Source organism: Pseudomonas tremae, from assembly GCF_023278125.1.
Classification (GTDB): Bacteria; Pseudomonadota; Gammaproteobacteria; order Pseudomonadales; family Pseudomonadaceae; genus Aquipseudomonas; species Aquipseudomonas tremae.
Genome location: NZ_CP066270.1, coordinates 890,001 through 912,873, shown reverse-complemented (window position 1 = coordinate 912,873; position 22,873 = coordinate 890,001). Strand labels below are relative to the sequence as shown.

The following is a 22,873-nucleotide window of genomic DNA, read 5'->3' as shown; positions in this document are numbered from 1 at the left end:
CAATTGGCTCATTGCCTGAGCGCCCATTGAAGCGGTCCACTTGTCTGCAACGTTCAGAAACACGCTGACCCCGTTACGCACGCTTTGTAACAAGAATGTTCCGCCCCTGCTGCGTTACTATTCTGCGCCTACGGTCCGCCAGAGCTTTGAATCAGGATGTCCTCTTCGTCCGCCGAACAACCCGCGTCACTACCTTCCGTTCTCGCAGGCCCGCTGTTACGCCGTCAGGAAGCCAACCGCCTGGTGATGTGGCTCGTGGGCTCGCGTCCTCTGAGCCTCACGCTGCGTCTACGCCATGCTGGTACTGATCGTGCGGCGGACGAGTTCATTGAGCACCCTCTCACCGAGCAGCAATGTCAGGTCATTGCGGTGGGCCGCCACGCCTTTGTTCATCTGATCGATCTGCAACTGAAAGCCGATCTGCCGCGAGATACCTGGATCGATTACGACCTGCGGGTGGAAGGTGAGCCAGGGGGTATTGCCGACTGGGCGCCGCACTTGCTTTACGAGGGCGCTAGTTACCCGAACTTCGTGGTGCGCAGCAGCATCGATCATCTGCTGCATGGCTCTTGCCGCAAGCCGCACCATTGCGCAGCGGACGGCCTGCTGTGTGTGGACCGCTTGCTGGCCGACACCCAGGACCCGCTGCAGCGCCCCGCCCTGCTGCTGATGAGCGGCGATCAGGTCTACGCCGACGATGTCGCCGGGCCGATGCTGCGCGCCGTTCACGCGCTGATCAACCGCCTGGGGCTGTTCGACGAGCAGCTCGACGGCGCAGTGGTCGAGGACAGCGCCAGCCTCTACGTGCATCCGGCCAGCTATTATCAGCGCGCCGACCTGTTGCCCGCGCTGAAAAGCAACGACACCCTGCGCGAACGGTTCTTTGGTGGCGCCAGCAAACCTGTATTCACCAGCAGCACAGCGGACAACCATCTGGTCACCCTGGCAGAGGTCATGGCGATGTACCTGCTGGTCTGGTCGCCTGTGCCGTGGACCGTTATCGAACCTGGCATGCCGCGCCTCGATGCAGAAGGACTCGAACGCTATGCCAAAGAGCAGCAACTGATCGATGACTTCATTTCAGGCCTGGGCGGCGTAGCGCGGGCCATGGCGCACCTGCCCTGCCTGATGATCTTCGACGACCACGACATCACCGATGACTGGAATTTGTCGGCAAACTGGGAAGAAACAGCCTACGGCCACCCGTTCTCGAAGCGCATCATCGGCAACGCCTTGCTGGCCTACCTGTTGTGCCAGGGTTGGGGGAATGATCCGGATGCGCTCAACGACCTGATCAGGCAGGCGCATTCATTGAGCGCCGAAGCTGTCGGCAATAACCACTGGCTGGACAGCCGCTCGCAGGACACATTGATCGATCAGTTGCTGAAGTTCCAGCAATGGCATTACGTTCTGCCGACCAGCCCGGCGCTGGTGGTGCTCGACACCCGGACCCGGCGCTGGCGCAGCGAGTCGAATTTCAACCATCCGTCGGGTCTGCTGGACTGGGAGGCGCTCTGCGAACTGCAGCAGGAGCTGATTGATCATGAATCGGCAATTATCGTATCGCCCGCGCCGGTGTTCGGGGTCAAGCTGATCGAAGCAATACAGCGGATTTTCAGCTGGTGCGGCTATCCGCTGCTGGTAGACGCCGAGAACTGGATGGCCCACCGGGGCGCAGCCAACGTCATTCTGAACATCTTTCGCCACTCCAGAACCCCTGGTAATTACGTGATTCTGTCAGGCGATGTGCACTACTCGTTTGTCTACGAAATCCTGATTCGCCACCGCAGTGGCGGGCCTCATATATGGCAGATCACCAGCAGCGGTATCAAGAATGAATTCCCCCGACGCTTACTCGATACTTTTGATCGGTTGAATCGCTGGTTATACTCACCCCGCTCACCGCTTAACTGGTTCACCAAGCGCCGCCTGATGAAGGTCATCCCGCGCACGCCCGAGCACAGCAAGGCTGGTGAACGCTTATGGAACTCGGCAGGTGTCGGTCAGGTTTTCTTCAATGAACAAGGCCAGCCGACCCTGATCAACCAACTCAATGCCAACGGTGAATCGCCTACCTGCTTCGTCGAACCGGAAGAATACAGGGACGGTCGGTCGGGAACAGATCGCAGTTTTCTGGAAAACAACCAGAAAACAAGGGATAGTCACCGCTAAACTTATCGGCAGTTGCCGGGTCGATAGTTGCTACCCGTCAGGTTTGCGGCACACCCTGGCAAGCATTATTTCCTGGAGAGCGCCCCGTGATAACCAATCAACGCATAGCCAGAATCAACGCCTGGGGCGCGCATGGCTTCACCGCCACCGGCGTCGTCCTTGCGTTTCTGGCTACCATTGCCTTGTTTAACAATGAACCCAAAGCCTGCCTGTTGTGGCTCGGTGCGGCGCTGATCGTAGATGGCGTAGACGGCTCGCTGGCACGCAAGGTCAACACCACCTCGGTACTGCCGCACTTCGATGGGTCGGTGCTGGACCTGGTGATTGATTACCTGACCTACGTGTTCATCCCCGCATTGTTCATCTACCGATACATTCCGGTGCCGGACTACACCCTGCTGCTGAGCATCTCGGTGATCCTGGTCTCGTCGCTGTTCTGCTTCTGCAACGTCGACATGAAGAGCAAGGACAACTACTTTCAGGGCTTTCCTGCGGCCTGGAACGTAGTCGCACTGTGCCTTTACATTCTTTCGCCGGCGCCCTGGCTGACATTCATCACCATCATCGCTCTGGCTTTGCTGACCCTGACCCGCATGAAGTTTCTGCACCCTTTCCGTGTGCGTCGCTTCATGCCGATCAACATCGCAGTGACCACCGTATGGCTGCTATCCAGCGCCCTGCTGATCAGCAACCATCCGCACAATGGCCCCGTGGTCATGGGCGTGTGGATGACCATGTCGGCTTACTTCCTGGGGATCTGCATCTGGAGAACTTCACTGGAATGGCTGGGCCGGCTCAAGGCCTGAGCTGACTGTCAGACCATGAAAGCTCGCTGATCGCCCTGCGCGGTCAGCGAGCTTTTTTATGCGAGCATCACTTGCTCGAGGCAGCCGCCTCAGCCGCAGGCCGGACCTTGCCGAAGTGGTGCGTCGTATAGCAGCACAGTCCCAGCCCGCTCAGGGCGAGCAAACCGCCGACGATGCCGACATCCGCCACCCCCAGCTGACTGCTGACCACACTGCCCAGCAGCGCCCCGCCGCCGATACCGATATTGAAGATGCCCGAGAACAGCGCCATCGCCACATCGGTCGCATCCGGCGCCAGCGCCAGCACGCGCGCTTGCAAGAGCAGCCCGAAACACATGATCGCCATGCCCCAGACCACAGTCAGCGTACCCAGCGAGATTGCATCGCCGGAGAGCGGCAACAGCATCAGCAGGCACAGCGTCAGGGTGCCAATGGCAGTGATCAACAGCCCATTCGGGAACCGATCGCTGAACAGGCTAAAAATGATCGAGCCCATGATCCCTGCGCCACCAAAGACCAGCAGCAGGATCGTGGTCATTTCGCCACTGAGCCTGGACACCGTCTGGGTGAACGGTTCGATGTAGCTGTAGGCGGTGAAATGCGCAGTCACCACGATGGCAGTCAGCAGATAGATCGCCATCAGGCGCGGACGCTTGAACAGGATCGGCAGGCTGCGCAACGAGCCAGAGTTCTGACTGGGCAGCAAAGGCAGCGCGCGGGCCAACAGGAAAACCACCAGCGCAGCGACCCCGGCGATGCCCAGAAAGGTGGTGCGCCAGCCCAGAGCCTCACCGAGCACCCGACCCAGCGGAATGCCGAGGACCATGGCCAGCGAGGTACCTGTCGCCAACAACCCGAGGGCCTGAACCTGTTTGCCCGGTGGCGCGATACGCACTGCCAGCGATGCGGTGACCGACCAGAACACCGCATGCGCAAATGCAATACCGACACGACTGACCAGCAGGATCGCGAAGCTTGAGGCCATCGCAGAAATGACGTGGCTGACCACAAACAGGCCAAACACAAACATCAGCAGCTTGCGCCGCTCGATATTGCGCGTCGCCAGCATCATCGGCAGCGACATCAGTGACACCACCCAGGCGTAGATCGTGAGCATCAGCCCGACCTGTGCCGGCGTCATGTCGAAGCTCTGGCCGATGTTGCTCAGCAGGCCGATCGGCACGAACTCGGTGGTGTTGAAAATGAAGGCCGCCAAGGCCAACGCGAAGACGCCCAGCCAGCTGCCAGCGCTTTCATTTTCATGGGCGTTCGGAGGTGTCGTTATCAAGAATTCACAGCTCTCTAAAAATATTCAAACCCGGAGGTCGACCGCCACGCATCACAACACGCATGGCACCTGTGCATAAAACCACGGCCTGTCCCACTGAAAAACCAACGCAAAAACGCTCCGCTCGACCGTCAAGACCGGGCGCAGTGTGTGAAGTGGATTATTGTGAATATAGGGAATACAGCCAGATGCGCGAATTCTACGGACCACCAAGGTGGATCACAACCCGTCCATAGGTATGAGATTTTGCAAGTGACCGCCGGTCGTCAATCTCCGAGGAAGCGCTGCCGGTGCTCTGGCGATGGCAGCAGGCAGTGATCATAGCGACCAAACAGGCGGTAACGATTGAGCGCGATGCGGTTGTAGGCCCAATCACGCAGAACGCGCGGAAAAATACGCAGCACCTTGAGCAACGGCCACGGCGCAGGCAATAGACCCATGATGTGCAGAAAGGCGTCCGAGCGCACAAACACCCGATTATTGACGATGACCGCGATGGTATGAAATTCGTCCAGCGGCAAGCCGGCCCATTTCAGCAGGGCCTGGCCCTCGTCCGACTGCACGGCTGCAAGGCGCAAACGTCGATGAGGATCGTTGCGGATCAGAAACCTGACCACGCCATTGCACAGTTTGCAGACGCCATCGAACAGCACGACATACTCATCAGGCTGCAAATACGGCGCGGGGGTTGTGGACATGATTACCTGCCTTGGTAAGAGCAACCGCCTGTTGCAGCAGAGCACAGGCTAAGTGCAGCCGAAAATACGAACGCCCCGCCTGTCGAGCGACAGGCGAGGCGTTCACGTTAAAGCGATTACCAGACCGAATCAAACTTTGCGGACGAACTCGGACTTCAGCTTCATGGCGCCGATGCCATCGATCTTGCAGTCGATATCGTGATCGCCGTCGACCAGACGGATGTTCTTGACCTTGCTGCCTACCTTGACCACCAACGATGAGCCTTTGACTTTCAGGTCCTTGATCACGGTGATCGTGTCGCCGTCCTGCAGGACGTTGCCGGTGGAGTCCTTGATGACCTTCACGTCATCGGCTGCATCGGCACTACCGGCGTCAGCAGGCCACTCATGGGCGCATTCCGGGCAGATCAACAGGCTGCCATCTTCATAGGTGTATTCGGAATTGCATTTCGGGCAGGACGGTAAGCTCACAGGGGTTCTCGCATCAGGGGGTAAAAACCATGAATTATAAAGGGCTTTTCCGGTTTAAGGGTAAGCGCTGCTTGTGGATAGCCGGGAGCAACCTCATCGAGTGGACAGATGCAGGCAACTGAACTAAAAAATACAGGCCACTGAACCGACTTCCTCCTTGCCCTCTTCTTTATGCATTTCCGTCCTGCGCCCGGCGCTGGCGGTAGCTATCGCAGTTCTTGCCTATCCCCCTGTACCACCCGAGAACACACCCCATGGGCATTCCACACAACCCGGCGCTCGGCTATCGCCCTGAGATCGATGGCCTGCGCGCGCTGGCCGTCGTTCCCGTCATGCTTTATCACGCGGGCTTACCGTTCCTGAGCGGCGGATTTGTCGGCGTCGACGTATTTTTTGTGATTTCCGGCTACCTGATTACCTCGATCATCATCGCGGAAATGGCACGCGGCACGTTCTCGCTGATCAATTTCTACGAGCGGCGCGCACGGCGCATTTTGCCCGCGCTGTTCGCGGTCATGCTCGTCTGCCTGCCAGTCGCCTGGATGACCCTTGACCCGCCTGACCTGAAATACTTCGCCAAGAGCCTGGTAGCAGTACCGACGTTTTCCTCCAATGTGCTGTTCTGGCTGGAAAGTGGCTATTTCGACGCAACGGCTGAACTCAAGCCACTGCTACACACCTGGACACTCGCGGTCGAGGAACAGTACTACCTGCTTTTTCCGCTGTTGCTGATGCTGGGCTGGCGCATCGGTCGCGGCAGGCTCGTCGCGCTGCTGATAGTTGTGGCACTGGGCAGCCTGACACTGGCGCAACGGGGAGCGCAGCACGACGCCAGCAGCACGTTTTACCTGTTGCATGCACGCGCCTGGGAGTTGCTGGCCGGTTCGTTCATCGCCTTCTACTTTGCCTGGCGCCCCCACAAAGCAGACATCGCTGGCCCTATAGCTCAGGCGGCGGCGCTACTGGGCATTTTGCTCATCGCTTACGCTGTAGCAGCATTCGACAGCAACACGCCTTTTCCGGGCTTCAATGCCTTGGTGCCTGTTGTGGGCGCAACGCTGATCATCGTTTACGCCAACAAAAATACCTGGGCCGGACGGGTACTGAGCAGTCAACCCCTAGTGCTCATCGGCATGGTCAGCTACAGCGCTTACCTGTGGCATCAGCCCATCTTTGCCTTCGCCCGTCAGAGCAGCCTGGCGGAACCCGGCCTGCCGGTCATGCTGGCATTGACGCTGCTGTCGCTGGTGCTGGCCTGGCTGAGCTGGCGATTTGTCGAACAGCCTTTTCGCCAAAAAGGTGGCTTCAAAGATGGCTTCAGCCGTCAGCAGGTATTCACCTTCGCAGGTCTCGCATCGGCGCTGTTCATCGCTCTGGGGCTGACCGGCTACCTGAACAACGGCTTTGGCCAGCGTTTTGATGTCGACCCGGCTCTGTATCGGCAGTTCGCCGACCCACAGATACGCGACCGCTGCGGCCAGGACGAAATCGATTTCTGTCTGTTCGGCAAACGCGACAGCACAGAGACGCCAGCCTTGGCGGTGTTCGGCGACAGTCATGCTGAAGCCCTGCTGTCGACCTTCGATGCAGTCGCACGCGACCAGGGCACAACCGTCGTTCATATCGGGCTGGGCGGCTGCCTGCCGCTGCTGGGTGTGGACGTCGCCAGCGGCAACCATGCGCCGGGGGTGTGCGAAGCGCTGGCCGGTCGTGAATTTGCCTACGTGAAAAAGCACAAAATCAAAAAAGTGGTGCTGGTCGCCCGCTGGACGCTTTACACCGACGGCGATTACGGCAAAAAACTTTCGGCCAGATACTTTCTGATTTCAGCCTCTCGGCAGGAGCGCACCCGCGAAGCTTCGCGAATCGTTTTCACGCAGGCCCTTGAAGCCACCGTTCAGGCTTATCGAGCGATTGGCAGTGAAGTCATCATCGTCGCGCAAGTGCCGCAACAACTGATCGAGCCGAAAAACCTTTACTACCGGCTGGCTCGCAACAACCCGAAAAACGCAGCACATACACTGCAACTGATCAGCGAAGTATCGGTAACTGTGGAAACGCATGAACGTCTTCAGCACTTCACACGCACCTTGTTCGAGCATGCACAGGCGTCAGATCAGATCCGCCTGATTATCCCGGACAGCGCATTCTGCAAGCTTGGGCAGTGCCTGATAGGCGATCTGAAATCCTATTACAAGGATTTCAACCACCTCAATGCAGAGGGTGCCGGGCTGCTTGCTGCGCAGATCAACCAGATCATTGCCCAATGACAGAGGGGCGTGCTTTCTGCAATCCTTGGTCGAGCCCCACTGTTCAGGACGACCCATGATCGCCGCACGCTTCGCCCCATTCGAGGATCTCGCCAACCAGCTGATCCCGTATACACACGCCGAAAAAATCGATGGATCGCACGACGCCTCGCATTTGCTGCGCGTCTGGAAAAACGTCTGCGCTATCCGTGATCGGGAAGGCGGCGATGCGCGGGTGCTGATCGCTGCCACGTTGCTGCACGACTGTGTTTCGGTCGAGAAAGACTCGCCGTTCCGTGCCGGAGCGTCACGACTGGCGGCCGCCAGGGCCAATGAGCTACTGGCAAGCATTGGGTGGGACGAAGCAAACATCGCGGCCGTTGCGCATGCCATCGAGGCTCACAGCTTCTCGGCGGCGATAACTCCGCTGACGCTGGAGGCAAAAATCTTGCAGGACGCTGACCGGCTTGACTCGCTGGGCATGCTCGGCGTGGCGCGCACCTTTTATGTGTCAGGCCGGATGGGCGGATCGCTCTACGACCCGGTTGATCCTTACGCCAACCAGCGCCCCTATGACGACAAGGAATTTGCCGTCGACCACTTCCATACCAAGCTGCTTCATCTCGCAGAAGGCTTTCAGACCCCTACGGGCAAACAGATGGCAGAGGTCAGACACGCGCGATTGAAGCGCTTTCTGGACGAAATGATGGAAGAAATTGGCTAACCGCTGCCGTGAACTGTGGTTTGTTTTCGTTTGAAACGCTAGATGTCACAAAGACATCACACAACTGCCCTATAAACGGCTCTCCTAGAAGGTCCGTGTGTTTATAGGGGTTGTGTGCCGTGAAAAGATTGATGCCTCGTTTCTCACGTCGGCAGACCACAACGACAACCATCCTGCGTCGTTTCAGGATCACCCCTCGCCTGGTGATCTGCTTCGGCATCACCTCTCTGCTGATGGTTGCTCTGGGCGCTTTCTGTCTGCTGCAGATGCAGGAGATACGCAATCAGGGCGAGGTCGTCGAAAGTGGCGCTCTGCCCAGTATCGCCGTGGCTGATGCCATCGCAATCGGCCTGGTCAAGCTGCGCAGTGAAACCACCCGCCTGATCGCCAACGCCGATGACCCGGGGGCGGTCATCAACAGCAAGATCAACGTCGAACAGCTCAAGAACGAGGTCGATAAAGGTTTTTCAGAATACCTGGCGCGTGTTCAGTCCGGCACCGAACACGACTCCATCATGGCGCTGCAAGAGGCTTACAAGGCCTTCATGCCAGGCCTGCTGAGTCAGATCACACTGGTCGAGCAGAACAAGCTGGATGAAGCCAGAATGCTGGCCAACACCATGCTCATGATGCAAGGCGACCTGATGGACATGCAGGTACAACTGCTGCGCGAGCTGAACAAGCAAAGTGCGGCAAGCGCGGTGGAGGCAGCCGGCGCCCGCTACGAGCAGACCCGGATCATCGCCCTGAGCGCCATCGCGGTTGCCCTGGCATTGACCCTGCTTCTGGCATGGCGCCTGAGCGTCAGCATTATTCATCCTGTGCGCCAGGCCCTGCAAATCGCCAGCACCATCGCCGATGGCGACCTGACCCACCATCCGATAGCTGAAGGCAAGGACGAAACCGCGCTGCTGCTGATGACGCTCGGGCGCATGCGCAACAACCTGCATGGCACGATTGATCAGATTTATGCAGCAGCGACACAATTGTCACAATCGGTGCAGGAGATGGGCAGCATCGCCGAGGCCAGCGCGCTCAACCTGCAATTGCAGAACGATGAAATCGAGCAAGCTGCCGTCGCAGTCAATCAGATGAGCCAGGCTGCCGTGGAAGTGGCAGGCAACGCCAGCAACACCGTGACCGAGTCCCAGGCATCGACTCAGGCCGCAGCGCAAGGGCAGGACAAGCTGTCGGCGACCATCATTTCGATCAGGGCACTGACCGAAAATGTCCTCGACTCGTCCCATCAGGCCGAAGGGCTGGCCGAGCGCACACAGAGCATCAGCAGCATTCTCGACGTGATTCGCGCCATCGCCAATCAGACCAACCTGTTGGCGCTCAACGCCGCCATCGAGGCCGCGCGCGCGGGTGAAGCGGGACGCGGGTTTGCCGTGGTCGCCGATGAAGTGCGCTCATTGGCACAACGTACCAGCGCGTCCACAGCGGAAATAGAAGGGTTGATCAACGGCGTGCAGCAGAGCACCCAGCAGACGGCAAGTTCGCTGAGGCATACCGCAACTCAGGCCAATCTGACGCTGGAGCAGGCCGCTGCGACCGGCGAGGCGCTGAACGTTATCATCAGCTCGACGGCCACAATCAACGATCGCAACCTGCTGATCGCCAGTGCGGCGGAACAGCAGGCTCAGGTAGCGAGTGAAGTGGATCGCAACCTGAGCAGCATTCGCGATCTGTCGAGCCAGACAGCCTCGGGCGCACAGCAGACAACCGTTGCGAGCAACGCGCTGTCGATGCTGGCCAGCGACCTGAACCTGATGGTGCAACGATTCGTGCTGTGAAGATTGCATCAACGCCAGCCCTTGTATTTAAACAGGCGGGCTGGCGTTGAAACAGCGCGGTTGCGCGTCGATCAATCCTGCGGACGCAGACGGTATTGCGGCGGCAGTTGCTCAAAGCCGCTGATGGTCACGTCGAGGCTCTTCCAGCGACCGTCCTTGATGCCGTAGATGCAACCATGTACCGACAGGCTCTGCCCACGATGCCAGGCGTTTTGCACAATGCTGGTATGACCGACGTTGGCCACCTGCTGAATCACGTTCAGTTCGCACAGGCGGTCGACACGTTCTTCTTCGGTCGGCAGTTTGGCCAGCAATTCGCGATTTTCGTAATACAGGTCACGGATTGTGCGCAGCCAGCCGTCGATCAGGCCGAACTGACGGTCCTGCATGGACGCTCGCACGCCGCCGCAGCCATAGTGGCCGGTGACCAGGATGTGCTTGACCTTCAGCACGTCTACCGCGTACTGGATCACCGACAGGCAGTTCAGGTCAGTGTGCAGCACCACGTTGGCCACGTTGCGGTGAACGAACAGATCACCGGGCAGCATGCCGACGATCTCGTTGGCCGGCACGCGCGCGTCGGAACAACCGATCCACAGAAACTCAGGCGTTTGCTGGCGGGCCAGCTTGGCGAAGAAGTCAGGGTCTTCCTGCTTTATCGCGTCGGCCCAGCGTGCATTGTTATCAATCAGGTCTTGTAGCTCGTTCATGCTTTGACGCCTCGATAATGATGCCCAGCCTTGGACTGGAGTCGAATCCCTCAAGTCACGTCTTTCTTACCGCCACCCACACAGGTTCATCAGTCAACAACTGCCGGTCAACAAAAAGGAATCTTCAAAGTCATGGCCGGTCCACTTTTCACGACCACGTGAAATGAGGATTTCTTATGAACGATCCACGCCGCCCGTTCGGAGCGACCGAACCGGAACCCATCGATGACAACGAAGATCGCATGGGCTCCATGGAAACACTCGATTTCGATGAAGAAGAACCTGCTCGTATCGGCGATCTTATCCCTGAAGGCGAGCTGCAACATGAAATTCCGGATCAACGCGTACGTGAGGCCGGCCTGACGGGCGCTTCGACGGACGACCACCACTCGACTGACGACGACCTGTCTCCGGAAACGCTGATCCATGAAGACGGGGCGCGGTCGCCGTCCGAGCAGGGCGATGGCGACCCGGCTGATCTTGATCTGACCGTCGTCGATGAAGATGAAATCGGCGCAGGCAATGGTCTCGATGAAGAGGAAATGGCGATCATCGACCCACTGGACAGCAATCAGCGCTGATGTAAACGGTTAGTCCAGCAGCGTGCAGGCCATGACCACGGCATCTTCACGACCGTCCGCTGCCGGGTAGTAATCACGACGCCGGCCTATCTCGTTGAAACCATAGTTTTCATACAGACGATAGGCTGGCCGATTACTGTCGCGCAGTTCCAGAAAGCATTCCCGTGCATTGAGCTGGTAAGCACGCTTCATCAGATGATCGAGCAGCAGCAGCCCCAGACCACGTCCCTGATTCTCCGGCTTTACAGTGATGTTGAGCAGGTGTGCTTCGTCGATGATGACCTGAATGACACCATGACCGACCTGCTGCGCGCCTTCGAACATCAGCCAGATCTCATAGGATTTGAGCCCGTCGAGAAAAATCCCGCGCGTCCATGGATGGGTAAACGCCGCATATTCGATTTTCAGCACAGCGTCCATGTCGGCTTCGGTCATGCGGCGAAAGGTTACGGCGTCACTCATCAATCGATTTCCAGCGCGTCATCAGCCGACGCATGGCTTTCCAGACATCAGCCTTGCGTTCAGGCTCGTCCATTAACAGTTCCAGGCCTGGCAGTGCCCAGGCAACGCCCAGACCCTCGACCTGCAGTTCGCGGTTGTAAGATTCGGCATCGACTTCACCGGCGTATTTCATCGACGGCAGACCGATCAGCCACAGGCAGGCGCAGGCTTCGTCTTCCAGGCGTGCCCCGACAAAGCCCTGCACGAAGTCGCGCGCCGCTTCCGGCCCCTGGTCCATTTGCCCGCGTACCAGCAACGGCCAGCGAACCGGTTCGCCAATAATCTGCGGGCTGTCGGGCAGACCGGCTGCGCGCAGCATGTCCTTGAGCAGCAGATAGGAAGGATCGCGGCTCTGAAAAGGCTGGCCGGTCGTCAACTCGACCAGCAGCAGACAGCGTCCGGCACGCAACAATTGCAAAGCAAAGCGCGGGGGCGGCACGACCGGCGCCTTGGGCGGCGTCGGCTCGGCCTCTTCGGCTACCGGGGCAGCCGTGCGGGTGCTGGCCAACGAAGGACGAGGCACCTCGATCTTCGGTCGTTCGGGCTGACGTGCAATCGGCACGACCTTCGACGCCTCAGCGGGAGCAGCCTGGGCCGCAGGTGCAGCAACAGGTGCAACACTCTGCGTTTCGACCAAAGCTGGCAACGGCACGAGCAGTTCAGGGCGTGAGGGTGCGGCGAATGGCAGTTCTGTGCGCGGCAGCCAGTTGACCACCTGCATGGCGGTCAAGTAAGCGCGGCGACGGGACTCGTTGAGCAAGGGTCAGCCACCTGTGGATAAGTTAAGCGCGCAATTCTAGCCTTGTTCGTGTTTTCGCGCTGCAGCATATCGCCGCGAGGTGAAATATCAGGCGACCGATGCAGTACAATTGCCGCTTTTCACTTGCCAACAAGCCGGCCTAACGATGATCGAACCCAAGCGCGTCCTGCGCGCCCTTGCCGAGCACTGGGCGCTACTCGAGCCCTTATGCGAACATTTCGACCAGGGTACGTTGAGCCTGAGCGAACTGCGTCTGCAACTGGCCGCACAGCAACAGGACAGCACCCCGCAAGACATCACCAACCTGCTGGACGTGTGGATTCGTCTGGACATTCTGGTGCCCGTCGCGAAAAGCCCGAACCGCTTCGAGCTCAACGCGCAGATTCACGACTTCCTGTCCTATCTGCGCCGCGAGCATCGCCTTGGTCTGTGCCTGGAAATCGAAGCCTACCTGCGCCACCTTGAACGACTGGCAGGTTACATTCAGGACGCCTTCGATGTTCGCGATGCCAACGACCTGGCCAGACAGCTGCGGCTGCTGGACATGCGCGTCCGCGACGTGCTCAAGAAGCTGGCCAACGACGAGCAGGCACTGGTCGCAGTCGCTGACCGGGCCAAGACCAGCGACCGGCAGATCCCGTTGCGCCAGCGCTATGCAGAAGTGCTGGCCACCTGGGATGAATACGTCGAGCCGATGATTCAACTGGTCAACGCCGATGGTGCTTTCGAACAGGGCGTGCGCAAGGTCGAGAACGTGCTGCTGCGCCTGTTGACCGAGCAACAGCGTCTTGGCCATCTGGTCGATGACGACATGCTGCTGCGAACGCATGCGCGCATCCTTGAAATGCAGACCAGCGCCCAGCTGACACTGCGTCATGCGCGCGAGCTGCTGCTGCCGTTGCGTGAAGAGGCCCGTCGTCACAATGCGGTGACCCGAGGAGCGGCGCTGGCTTTGTCGGCTATCCGCCGCAAAGGCCTGGACGCGGTGCCACAGGCGGCCATGCCGATGTTCACTCGTCCGCAAAGTACCTTTCTGGGCAGCGCGAGCCAGGTCGAGGCTTATGTATATGCCTTGGCGCGCTTCGAGCCCAAACCCGCTAAATTCCCCAAGGCCAGCGGCACACGCAAAGGCGAGCCGCCACGTGCGCCGCGCACCGTCAAGGAAATGCTTGAACGCTGCGAAAACGCCCTGCCGATGCCCGACCTGATGGTCTGGTTGCTGGAGCAGGAGCCGACCGGCGAAACCGACGAGCTGCTGTACTGGTTCTCGCGGTTGTCGCGTGACAAGCGTTTCGTCCGCGAACGCCTGGAGCGTCGCGAATATTTAACCCGGGAGCACCGCGTCAGCCTGCGCTCCTTTGCCCTGTTCGCTCCTCAAGACGAGCAGCCAGAGAATTCCGAGAGCACCGTTCATGCATCTTGATCTATCCGAAATGTCCCAGCTTGCGCCGATCTTTCGCGAGCTGTTCAAGGGCTACCACATCAGCCGCCGCGACCCGGAGCTGTACGCCCAACTGTCCAATTGTCAGGATCAGTACCGCACGCTGTTCAAGGCTCTGGGCTACGAGCTGGTCTGCGACACACGCGGTTTCTATTATTTCGTACCGGAACTGGCCGCCGCGCAGGTCAACAAGACCGCTCAGCGCCTGGCGCTGTTCACCTTCATTCTCGTCGAGCATCTGGCCGATCAGGGCCGTGACCCTATGTCGGTGCTGGACGGCGGCAGCCTGGGACGCGACGAATTGCCTTCCATGCTGGAAAAGTACCGCGACCTGTTTCTCCAGGCCGAAGTGCAGACTCAGGAAGAACTGGAAGAAAAGATCATGCGCCGCATGACGCAACTGGGTTTCGCCAGCGAAGAAGTCGGCATCTACCGCTTTCTGCCGCCGATGCACCGTTTTCTCGATGTGTGCCTGTCGGTGCAACAGGACCGCGATCTGGCGGCCAGCCTGCACAGCGCCCTGCCGCTGCCGACGCCTGTGCTTATCGATGATGACAGCGACGAAAAACTACTGGAAACAGACGATCCTCTGGATCTCGCCGAGTTTGGCGAAGAAACCGAGGAAGAGGCGCTGGCCCGGGCAATTGCCGATGAGCAACGACAGGAGATGGACACATGAGCCAGGAACGTTATGGCATCCGCCGCTTTGCTCTGTTGAACACTGCCGGCTACAGCCTGGGCCTGTTCCCGCTGGAAAACCCGCTGTCGGTGTATGGCGCGAACAACCTTGGCAAAAGTGCCTCGATCAACGCCCTGCAGTTTCCGATTCTGGCGCGCATGTCGGACATGAGCTTCGGCAAGTACAGTCTCGAGCAGTCGCGACGCTTCTACTTTGCCTCTGACACCAGCTACATTCTGGTCGAAGTCTCCCTGCCCCACGGCCCACACGTGATCGGCGTTGTAGGACGCGGCCCGGGGGGTGGCTTCGGCCATCAGTTCTTCGCGTACGCTGGCGAGCTGGACCTGGGTCATTACCAAAAGAACGACACCTGCCTGCGTCAGAAAGAGCTGTTCAGCAATCTGGAAAGCCAAGGGCTGAAGGCCTACGAACTCAAGCCGGACGAGCTGCGCCGCTTGCTGGTCGGCGGCCATACGTCGATTCCGCTGGACCTGACACTGATCCCGCTGCGCTCTACCAGCGAGCAAAGCCTCAAGACATTCCGCGCGCTGTTCATCAATTTGCTGCACATGCGCGAAATCACTGCCGCCAAACTCAAGCAGCTGTTTCTGGATGCGTTCGAGCACAGCCTGCGCTCGGGCAGCGTCGATTACATCGCTGCCTGCGAAGAGGCCTTCCGCGACGTGCGGCGCATGGAGCAGGATTACAATTCGCTGGTGCTGGCTGGCCCGCTGGTCGAGGCTCTGGCTGCTGGCGTCAAACAACGCGACCTGCTGCGTGGCAAGCTGCATCGCCTGTCGCCCATCCTCGATTCGTTGCTGGGCACCTGGTCGGACTATTCGGGTGCGCGCAAGGAAGAGTTGGTCATTCAGGCCGAGCATTACCGCGCTCAGCAGGATGAAATGCAGAACGACCAGCGCAGCAGCACTCAAGAGCTGATGCGTCTGGAGCGTGAAATCAGCAGTATTCAGCGCTGGGTTGGCGAGCTGTCTGTGCTCAAGAATCGCTTCGCGCTGGTCGACGACGTCAAGGTCCTCGAACAGCAGTTGCTGGCCGCCAAGGATGCCCACGACGAACTCGCCGGTGCGCTGGCCCAGTCCCGGCAGTTCAGCGCGGAAGACCTGGACGAGCGTCTGCGGGATCTGGAAAAACGCCTCAAGTCAGTCAGGCAGCAACTCGACCATGCCGACAACAACAGCTACGCGCGCCTGCGTGAAGAGTTTTCCCAGCCGGATGTAGAGCGGTTGATGCGCCTGTTCAACAGCGCGTTGTTCAGCCTGCCGCTGGGCGAGCAGGGTATTTCGCTGGACGAGAATGGTGCTTGGGTCAAGTCCCTGGAAGCCATTCTGGACAGCTTCAAAGGCGAGCAGTTTGCTGTGCCTGGACTGAACATCAACCTGTCGAATATCGAGCCTCCTGCATTGCAGGCACTGGCGGACCGCGCTGCGTTGCGTGACCAGAAGGAACGCCTGGAGAAAGAGCTCAAGCAACTGAAAACCCAACAGGCGGTAGCTGCAGACCGCTCGGCGAGCAAGACACAGACCGAAGCGCTGTATCAGCAGGTGCTGGATGCCCAGAAAGCCCTGGAAGATTTCCGTCGCTGCCAGACATTGAGCGCAGAAGAGTCCGGCAAGCTGGAAGAACTGGCACAGATGGAAGCAGCTCAGGATGAGCTGAAACGCTCCAGTGATGCATTCACCGAACGCGTTCAGCAACTGTCAGCCAAGCTGCAACTGATCGCACGCCAGATCGGCGATATGGAATCCAAGCAGCGCACGCTGGACGATGCTCTGCGACGCCGCCAGTTGCTGCCCGCTGACCTGCCATTCGGCACGCCGTTCATGGACCCGATCGACGACTCGATGGATAACCTGCTGCCTCTGCTCAATGACTATCAAGACAGCTGGCAGGGCCTGCTGCGCAGCGATGGCCAGATAGAAGCCTTGTATGCTCAGGTTCGTCTGAAAGGTGTGGCCAAGTTCGATAGTGAAGACGACATGGAGCGCCGTCTGCAACTGTTGATCAATGCCTACGCGCACCGCAGCGAGGAAGCATTGACGCTGGGCAAGGCTCGTCGCGCTGCAGTGACCGACATCGCTCGTACACTGCGAAATATCCGCAGCGACTACGACAGCCTCGAGCATCAACTGGCACTGTTCAACCGCGAGATCAACAAGCGCCAGGTGTCGAACCTGGCGAGCTTCCGCATCGTCCTTGCCCCGAACAAGGAAGCGTTGAAACACATCGATCAGATCATCCACAGCGCCGGACAGTACGAAGAAGGCGAGACATTGTCGGTTTTCGACCTCAGTCAGAGCGCCGAACAGGACAACAAGAACGAAGAGGCCAAGGAATACCTGGCAAGACTGGTGGCTGCCAATCACAACCAGCTGGGCCTGAAAGACCTGTTTGAGCTGGCGTTCGAGATTACCAAGGTCAATGGTCAGCCGGTTATTCATACAGATATCGACGGCGCAGCGTCCAACGGCACCACGATGACCATCAAGGCGCTGACCAACATGTACCTGTTGCTGCACTTGATGGATAGAGATCAGGCGGGTCGCGTGCGCCTGCCCTACTACCTCGACGAAGCGGCAGACATCGACGAGAAGAACCAGGCTGCGCTGCTGGAAACAAGCCTGCAACTGGGCTTCGTGCCGATCCTTGCAAGTGTGAAGCCGCAGGTTTCAGCTCATGTGGCCATCGACCTGGAAGGCGGCAGCGGACCGAATGGCATCTACATCGATGAGGCGGACTGGAAATACATTCAGCGTCGCGATGAAGTGAAGCCGGAGGTTCCGGAAGTCGTTTCGTAAGGACTGTCAGTTGTCTAGTCCTGAAATAGGTTTACACCTGTTTCACGCTCAAAATGCCCGATGCACCGCATCGGGCGTTTTGTATTTCAGAGCTAAGTGTGGCCGCTCCCCATTGTAGATCTGCACTGATTCATCAACCATTTTCACTGCATCTGCCAAGTCTTTAGGGCGACGGAGTAGAAACTCGGTCTTCAAAATCCCGTTTACTCGCTCGGCCATAGCGTTCTGATAGCAGTCATAGCCATCCGTCATCGAGCACCGGATTCCATGCCTGGTATGCAGCTGCTGATAGAGATCGGAACAGTACTGGACGCCGCGATCTGAATGATGAATCAGCATCTGATCGGTTTTTCGCTCTCCTACCGCTTTTTCCAGTGCCTTTATCACCGATTGGGCATGCAGGCTTTCATGCACGTGATGGCCAACGATCTTGCGTGAGTACGCATCTGTTACAAGGCTCATGTAGGCCACGCTTTCCTGCGTAGGCAGGTAAGTTATGTCTGCAACCCAGACCTGTTCGGGTCCATGGGCCACGACTTGTTGCGGACCTGCTTTGAGCAGGTTGGGGTGGCGACGGAAGCGATGATGGCTATGAGTGGTCTTGTGATAAGCCCGTTTGCGCGGAACCAGCTCGCGCGCATCACGAAGGATGGTAAACATACGATCTCTACCCACGCACAACGACGCAGGAGCTTCGACGCTCATCAAGTAGTGCAGCTTGCGCGTTCCCAGCCTGGGCTGGCGACGCCGCTTTTCCAAAACGAAGTCCACCACCTCTTGGTCTCGGCAGACCCTCGCGTCAAAAGCGCGATTACGCTTGTAATACGCTTGGCGCGAAATCCCCATGAACAGGCAAGCCCTGGTAATGCTCAGGTCTTGGATTTGCCCTTGCGAGAGGACTTGCCGGGTCGCTTTTTTACGACAGAAACGCCGTAGTCATTTTTCAGAACGTTGACGACGGCTTCAAAGAACTGAGCCTTCTGGTTGCTCAGCGCCAGCTGTTCTTCAAGCTCTTTAATCCGCTGCTCGGGTGTCGGCGGGAGGGTTGGCTCGGTCATGGACCTGCTCCTCTGCTCTCGAATTGATGCGCCTTGGCTCCAATCCTGTCGACCGTGCTTTCGTAACCAGACCAGCACCGTCGACCGGCCTTGGATGCCATAGCGTCGTTGGGCTTCTTTATAACTCAACTCGCCTTTTTCAACTTGATCTACGACCGATAATTTAAAGGCTAGCGTGTAATCGCGCTGGCTGCGCCTTTTACCCGAATCCATTGAGTCCTCCTGAGGAAAGTTCAGAAGGTGTAAACCTTATTCAGGACGGGACAAGTTGTAAGCAGAAGGCCGCATGAGAAGGCGGCCTTTTTGCTGTCTTTGAATAGAGCGAGGCCTTGTTGCAGGCCATCGGCGAAGACGCTCTTTGTTCATCGAATTCATAATGGGTTGCAGCAAACACGCATACGATCACATGAGGCAGGCTTGGAGTAACCTCATGAGAACGATACTGTTGACGGCCTTGCTGGCCGTTGCTGCAACAGCCCATGCAACTGACTATTACGTTGCCCCCAACGGTGATGATCACGCTGCCGGTACAAAAGCCGCACCGCTGCGATCCATCATGCGTGCGCAGCAAGCCGCAAAGGCTGGCGACACGGTTTACTTCCGCGGTGGAGTCTATGCGTACACCGCGGGCGTAAACAGCTGTGCCACGCGTACAGACACCGTCAATGCCATCACCCTGAACAACAGCGGCAGCGAAAACAAACCTATCCGCTACTGGGCCTATCCGGGCGAAACACCTGTCTTCGACTTCTCTGCCATGAAAGACGATTGCCGCGTCAAAGGTTTCAATGTAACCGGCAGCTGGTTACACCTGAAAGGGCTGGAGGTGACCGGTGTCCCGCAGCAACCGGAAAACCATCTTAATCACGAATCCTGGGGCATCTGGAACAGCGGCAGCCACAATACCTTCGAGCAACTCAATCTGCATCACAACATGGGGCCAGGCCTGTTCATTCAAAACGGCGGCTACAATCTGGTGCTGAACACTGACTCCCACCACAACTACGACCCTTACACCTCAAACGGTGCAGGCCAGAGTGCCGATGGCTTCGGTGCGCATATCAAAGCGGGCCACCCAGGCAATATATTCCGCGGTTGCCGCGCCTGGGACAACTCCGACGATGGTTTTGACCTGATCAATGCCTTCTCGCCAGTAACTATCGAAAACTCGTGGGCATGGCAGCAAGGTTACCTGCCTGGCACGCGTACGAAACTTGAGGCGGGAAACGGTAACGGCATCAAGGCGGGAGGCTACGGCGGGAAGTATGTACCTAACGGCGTCAAACATACCGTTCGCAACTCAGTCGCCTTCGACAATAAGTCTGCTGGCTTCTATGCCAACCACCACACGCTGGCACTTGATTTCATTAACAACACTGCCTTTTCCAATGGCGCGAATTACAACATGTTGGGCATCGCAGCGGACGGTTCGCCGATTGCCCTTGGCAATCTGGTCAACAACATTGCTTACAAGGGAAGGTTGACGGTTAACACTGAGGGGCTGGATATGACACACAACTCGTGGACGTTGCCGGAGCCCATAACAGATGCAGACTTCGAGGATGTCTCACACCGTGGCTGGGACGCACCACGGCAGTCAGACGGAAGCCTGCCTGTGATGCGCAGTTTTCATCCGCGCCCTGGCAGTAAGCTGACAGGTATGGGAGCGTTCAACTGAGGTGCATAATCGAACGGAGAAGTTTGGCGAACGCCATAAAAACAAAAACCCTCAACGCATAAGCGATGAGGGTTTCTGGAATTCAATCTTGACGATGACCTACTCTCACATGGGGAAACCCCACACTACCATCGGCGATACATCGTTTCACTACTGAGTTCGGGATGGGATCAGGTGGTTCCAATGCTCTATGGTCGTCAAGAAATTCGGGTACCGAGTCGTGCCATACGGCGCGCTTCAGCAAATCGGGTATGTGACAGTCAGTTATTCAGGTGTCGCTTGTGACGCAAACTTTCGGTTCGTGTCATCTTCACAGTCACCGCAATCTGGTCATTCGACGCAAATTGCTTGGGTGTTATATGGTCAAGCCTCACGGGCAATTAGTATTGGTTAGCTCAACGCCTCACAGCGCTTACACACCCAACCTATCAACGTCGTAGTCTTCGACGGCCCTTCAGGGAACTCAAGGTTCCAGTGAGATCTCATCTTGAGGCAAGTTTCCCGCTTAGATGCTTTCAGCGGTTATCTTTTCCGAACATAGCTACCCGGCAATGCCACTGGCGTGACAACCGGAACACCAGAGGTTCGTCCACTCCGGTCCTCTCGTACTAGGAGCAGCCCCTCTCAAATCTCAAACGTCCACGGCAGATAGGGACCGAACTGTCTCACGACGTTCTAAACCCAGCTCGCGTACCACTTTAAATGGCGAACAGCCATACCCTTGGGACCGGCTTCAGCCCCAGGATGTGATGAGCCGACATCGAGGTGCCAAACACCGCCGTCGATATGAACTCTTGGGCGGTATCAGCCTGTTATCCCCGGAGTACCTTTTATCCGTTGAGCGATGGCCCTTCCATACAGAACCACCGGATCACTAAGACCTACTTTCGTACCTGCTCGACGTGTCTGTCTCGCAGTCAAGCGCGCTTTTGCCTTTATACTCTACGACCGATTTCCGACCGGTCTGAGCGCACCTTCGTACTCCTCCGTTACTCTTTAGGAGGAGACCGCCCCAGTCAAACTACCCACCATACACTGTCCTCGATCCGGATAACGGACCTGAGTTAGAACCTCAAAGTTGCCAGGGTGGTATTTCAAGGTTGGCTCCACGCGAACTGGCGTCCACGCTTCAAAGCCTCCCACCTATCCTACACAAGCAAATTCAAAGTCCAGTGCAAAGCTATAGTAAAGGTTCACGGGGTCTTTCCGTCTAGCCGCGGATACACTGCATCTTCACAGCGATTTCAATTTCACTGAGTCTCGGGTGGAGACAGCGCCGCCATCGTTACGCCATTCGTGCAGGTCGGAACTTACCCGACAAGGAATTTCGCTACCTTAGGACCGTTATAGTTACGGCCGCCGTTTACCGGGGCTTCGATCAAGAGCTTCGCTTGCGCTAACCCCATCAATTAACCTTCCGGCACCGGGCAGGCGTCACACCCTATACGTCCACTTTCGTGTTTGCAGAGTGCTGTGTTTTTAATAAACAGTCGCAGCGGCCTGGTATCTTCGACCGGCGTGGGCTTACGCAGTAAATGCTTCACCCTCACCGGCGCACCTTCTCCCGAAGTTACGGTGCCATTTTGCCTAGTTCCTTCACCCGAGTTCTCTCAAGCGCCTTGGTATTCTCTACCCAACCACCTGTGTCGGTTTGGGGTACGGTTCCTGGTTACCTGATGCTTAGAAGCTTTTCTTGGAAGCATGGCATCAACCACTTCGTGTTCTAAAAGAACACTCGTCATCAGCTCTCGGCCTTAAGATCCCGGATTTACCTAAGATCTCAGCCTACCACCTTAAACCTGGACAACCAACGCCAGGCTGGCCTAGCCTTCTCCGTCCCTCCATCGCAATAACCAGAAGTACAGGAATATTAACCTGTTTTCCATCGACTACGCTTTTCAGCCTCGCCTTAGGGACCGACTAACCCTGCGTCGATTAACGTTGCGCAGGAAACCTTGGTCTTTCGGCGTGGGTGTTTTTCACACCCATTGTCGTTACTCATGTCAGCATTCGCACTTCTGATACCTCCAGCAAGCTTCTCAACTCACCTTCACAGGCTTACAGAACGCTCCTCTACCGCATCATCAAAAGATGATACCCGTAGCTTCGGTGCATGGTTTGAGCCCCGTTACATCTTCCGCGCAGGCCGACTCGACTAGTGAGCTATTACGCTTTCTTTAAAGGGTGGCTGCTTCTAAGCCAACCTCCTAGCTGTCTAAGCCTTCCCACATCGTTTCCCACTTAACCATGACTTTGGGACCTTAGCTGACGGTCTGGGTTGTTTCCCTTTTCACGACGGACGTTAGCACCCGCCGTGTGTCTCCCATGCTCGGCACTTGTAGGTATTCGGAGTTTGCATCGGTTTGGTAAGTCGGGATGACCCCCTAGCCGAAACAGTGCTCTACCCCCTACAGTGATACATGAGGCGCTACCTAAATAGCTTTC

Annotated in this window: 17 protein-coding genes, 2 rRNA genes and 1 pseudogene (1 of these 20 running past the window's edge); 11 read left to right on the top strand and 9 right to left on the bottom strand. The window is 57.7% G+C overall.

Annotation, left to right across the window (positions count from 1 at the left end):
- The first annotated feature begins 156 nt into the window (after positions 1 to 156).
- Both I9H09_RS04215 and pcsA read left to right on the top strand, forming a co-directional pair.
- Positions 157 to 2,172: an alkaline phosphatase D family protein gene (locus I9H09_RS04215; RefSeq protein ID WP_122323632.1), complete on the top strand. Its 2,016-nt coding sequence runs from the start codon at positions 157 to 159 to the stop codon at positions 2,170 to 2,172.
- A gap of 86 nt (positions 2,173 to 2,258) precedes the next feature.
- On the top strand, positions 2,259 to 2,978 hold the full coding sequence (gene pcsA / locus I9H09_RS04210) for a phosphatidylcholine synthase (protein ID WP_005890977.1): 720 nt from the start codon (positions 2,259 to 2,261) through the stop codon (positions 2,976 to 2,978).
- 67 nt (positions 2,979 to 3,045) lie between these two features.
- Here the strand turns inward: pcsA and I9H09_RS04205 are convergent, their stop codons facing one another.
- The 3 genes from I9H09_RS04205 to I9H09_RS04195 all read right to left on the bottom strand — a co-directional run bounded on the left by I9H09_RS04205 (position 3,046) and on the right by I9H09_RS04195 (position 5,435).
- On the bottom strand, positions 3,046 to 4,266 hold the full coding sequence (locus tag I9H09_RS04205) for a sugar transporter (RefSeq protein ID WP_005890976.1): 1,221 nt from the start codon (positions 4,264 to 4,266) through the stop codon (positions 3,046 to 3,048).
- Positions 4,267 to 4,532: 266 nt separating this feature from the next.
- Positions 4,533 to 4,964: a thiol-disulfide oxidoreductase DCC family protein gene (locus I9H09_RS04200; RefSeq protein ID WP_236502407.1), complete on the bottom strand. Its 432-nt coding sequence runs from the start codon at positions 4,962 to 4,964 to the stop codon at positions 4,533 to 4,535.
- Positions 4,965 to 5,093: 129 nt separating this feature from the next.
- The gene (locus I9H09_RS04195; protein WP_236502406.1) at positions 5,094 to 5,435 is read right to left on the bottom strand and encodes a zinc ribbon domain-containing protein YjdM; all 342 of its coding nucleotides are present in this window, start codon (positions 5,433 to 5,435) and stop codon (positions 5,094 to 5,096) included.
- A 254-nt stretch (positions 5,436 to 5,689) separates the two neighbouring features.
- On the opposite strand from I9H09_RS04195, the gene I9H09_RS04190 reads away from it, so the two are divergent.
- From I9H09_RS04190 to I9H09_RS27055, 4 genes and pseudogenes are all read left to right on the top strand, one after another.
- Complete coding sequence (locus I9H09_RS04190) at positions 5,690 to 7,705, top strand: acyltransferase family protein (protein ID WP_122347665.1); 2,016 nt, start codon at positions 5,690 to 5,692, stop codon at positions 7,703 to 7,705.
- 55 nt (positions 7,706 to 7,760) lie between these two features.
- Positions 7,761 to 8,408 (top strand): HD domain-containing protein, encoded by a 648-nt coding sequence (locus I9H09_RS04185; protein ID WP_122347666.1) that lies wholly within the window; start codon positions 7,761 to 7,763, stop codon positions 8,406 to 8,408.
- A gap of 131 nt (positions 8,409 to 8,539) precedes the next feature.
- Positions 8,540 to 9,346: pseudogene (locus I9H09_RS27060) on the top strand (MCP four helix bundle domain-containing protein); the annotation flags it as partial.
- A complete protein-coding gene (locus I9H09_RS27055) occupies positions 9,326 to 10,204 on the top strand; it encodes a methyl-accepting chemotaxis protein (RefSeq protein ID WP_371906475.1) in 879 nt (292 codons plus the stop codon). The pseudogene I9H09_RS27060 and the gene I9H09_RS27055, both read left to right, overlap by 21 nt.
- 71 nt (positions 10,205 to 10,275) lie before the next feature.
- On the opposite strand, the gene can is transcribed toward I9H09_RS27055, so the two are convergent.
- Positions 10,276 to 10,914 carry a carbonate dehydratase gene (can, locus tag I9H09_RS04175; RefSeq protein ID WP_005890963.1) on the bottom strand — a complete coding sequence of 213 codons (639 nt, stop codon included), beginning with the start codon at positions 10,912 to 10,914 and terminating at the stop codon, positions 10,276 to 10,278.
- A gap of 176 nt (positions 10,915 to 11,090) precedes the next feature.
- Here can and I9H09_RS04170 point away from each other — a divergent pair, with 176 nt between their 5' ends.
- Positions 11,091 to 11,495 carry a hypothetical protein gene (locus tag I9H09_RS04170; protein WP_024669604.1) on the top strand — a complete coding sequence of 135 codons (405 nt, stop codon included), beginning with the start codon at positions 11,091 to 11,093 and terminating at the stop codon, positions 11,493 to 11,495.
- 9 nt (positions 11,496 to 11,504) lie between these two features.
- Here I9H09_RS04170 and rimI read toward each other — a convergent pair whose 3' ends face one another.
- Together rimI and I9H09_RS04160 are read right to left on the bottom strand one after the other, a co-directional pair.
- Complete coding sequence (gene rimI / locus I9H09_RS04165) at positions 11,505 to 11,957, bottom strand: ribosomal protein S18-alanine N-acetyltransferase (RefSeq protein WP_005890959.1); 453 nt, start codon at positions 11,955 to 11,957, stop codon at positions 11,505 to 11,507.
- Positions 11,950 to 12,756, bottom strand: coding sequence for a hypothetical protein (locus I9H09_RS04160; RefSeq protein WP_005890957.1), 807 nt, complete (start codon positions 12,754 to 12,756; stop codon positions 11,950 to 11,952). The genes rimI and I9H09_RS04160 overlap by 8 nt, the downstream gene beginning before the upstream one ends.
- Positions 12,757 to 12,901: 145 nt before the next feature.
- Here I9H09_RS04160 and mksB point away from each other — a divergent pair, with 145 nt between their 5' ends.
- The 3 genes from mksB to mksF are packed head-to-tail and all read left to right on the top strand — an operon-like array spanning position 12,902 to position 17,692.
- Positions 12,902 to 14,179: an Mks condensin complex protein MksB gene (gene mksB / locus I9H09_RS04155; protein ID WP_122346355.1), complete on the top strand. Its 1,278-nt coding sequence runs from the start codon at positions 12,902 to 12,904 to the stop codon at positions 14,177 to 14,179.
- A complete protein-coding gene (mksE, locus tag I9H09_RS04150) occupies positions 14,169 to 14,876 on the top strand; it encodes an Mks condensin complex protein MksE (protein ID WP_005890955.1) in 708 nt (235 codons plus the stop codon). Before mksB ends, mksE begins: the two co-directional genes overlap by 11 nt.
- Positions 14,873 to 17,692, top strand: a complete 2,820-nt coding sequence (gene mksF, locus I9H09_RS04145) for an Mks condensin complex protein MksF (protein WP_024691726.1) — start codon at positions 14,873 to 14,875, stop codon at positions 17,690 to 17,692. The genes mksE and mksF overlap by 4 nt, the downstream gene beginning before the upstream one ends.
- Before the next feature lie 48 nt (positions 17,693 to 17,740).
- On the opposite strand, the gene I9H09_RS04140 is transcribed toward mksF, so the two are convergent.
- Positions 17,741 to 18,963 (bottom strand): IS3 family transposase gene (locus tag I9H09_RS04140; protein WP_183136713.1). Its coding sequence is split into 2 segments (ribosomal slippage): positions 17,741 to 18,612 and positions 18,612 to 18,963, totalling 1,224 coding nucleotides; the frame shifts between segments, so codons are not numbered across the junction.
- A 217-nt stretch (positions 18,964 to 19,180) separates the two neighbouring features.
- On the opposite strand from I9H09_RS04140, the gene I9H09_RS04135 reads away from it, so the two are divergent.
- On the top strand, positions 19,181 to 20,428 hold the full coding sequence (locus I9H09_RS04135) for a right-handed parallel beta-helix repeat-containing protein (protein ID WP_055003716.1): 1,248 nt from the start codon (positions 19,181 to 19,183) through the stop codon (positions 20,426 to 20,428).
- Positions 20,429 to 20,514: 86 nt separating this feature from the next.
- On the opposite strand, the gene rrf is transcribed toward I9H09_RS04135, so the two are convergent.
- Together rrf and I9H09_RS04125 are read right to left on the bottom strand one after the other, a co-directional pair.
- Positions 20,515 to 20,630, bottom strand: a 5S ribosomal RNA gene (gene rrf, locus I9H09_RS04130).
- A 157-nt stretch (positions 20,631 to 20,787) separates the two neighbouring features.
- Positions 20,788 to 22,873 (bottom strand): 23S ribosomal RNA (locus I9H09_RS04125) (it continues 808 nt past the right edge of the window).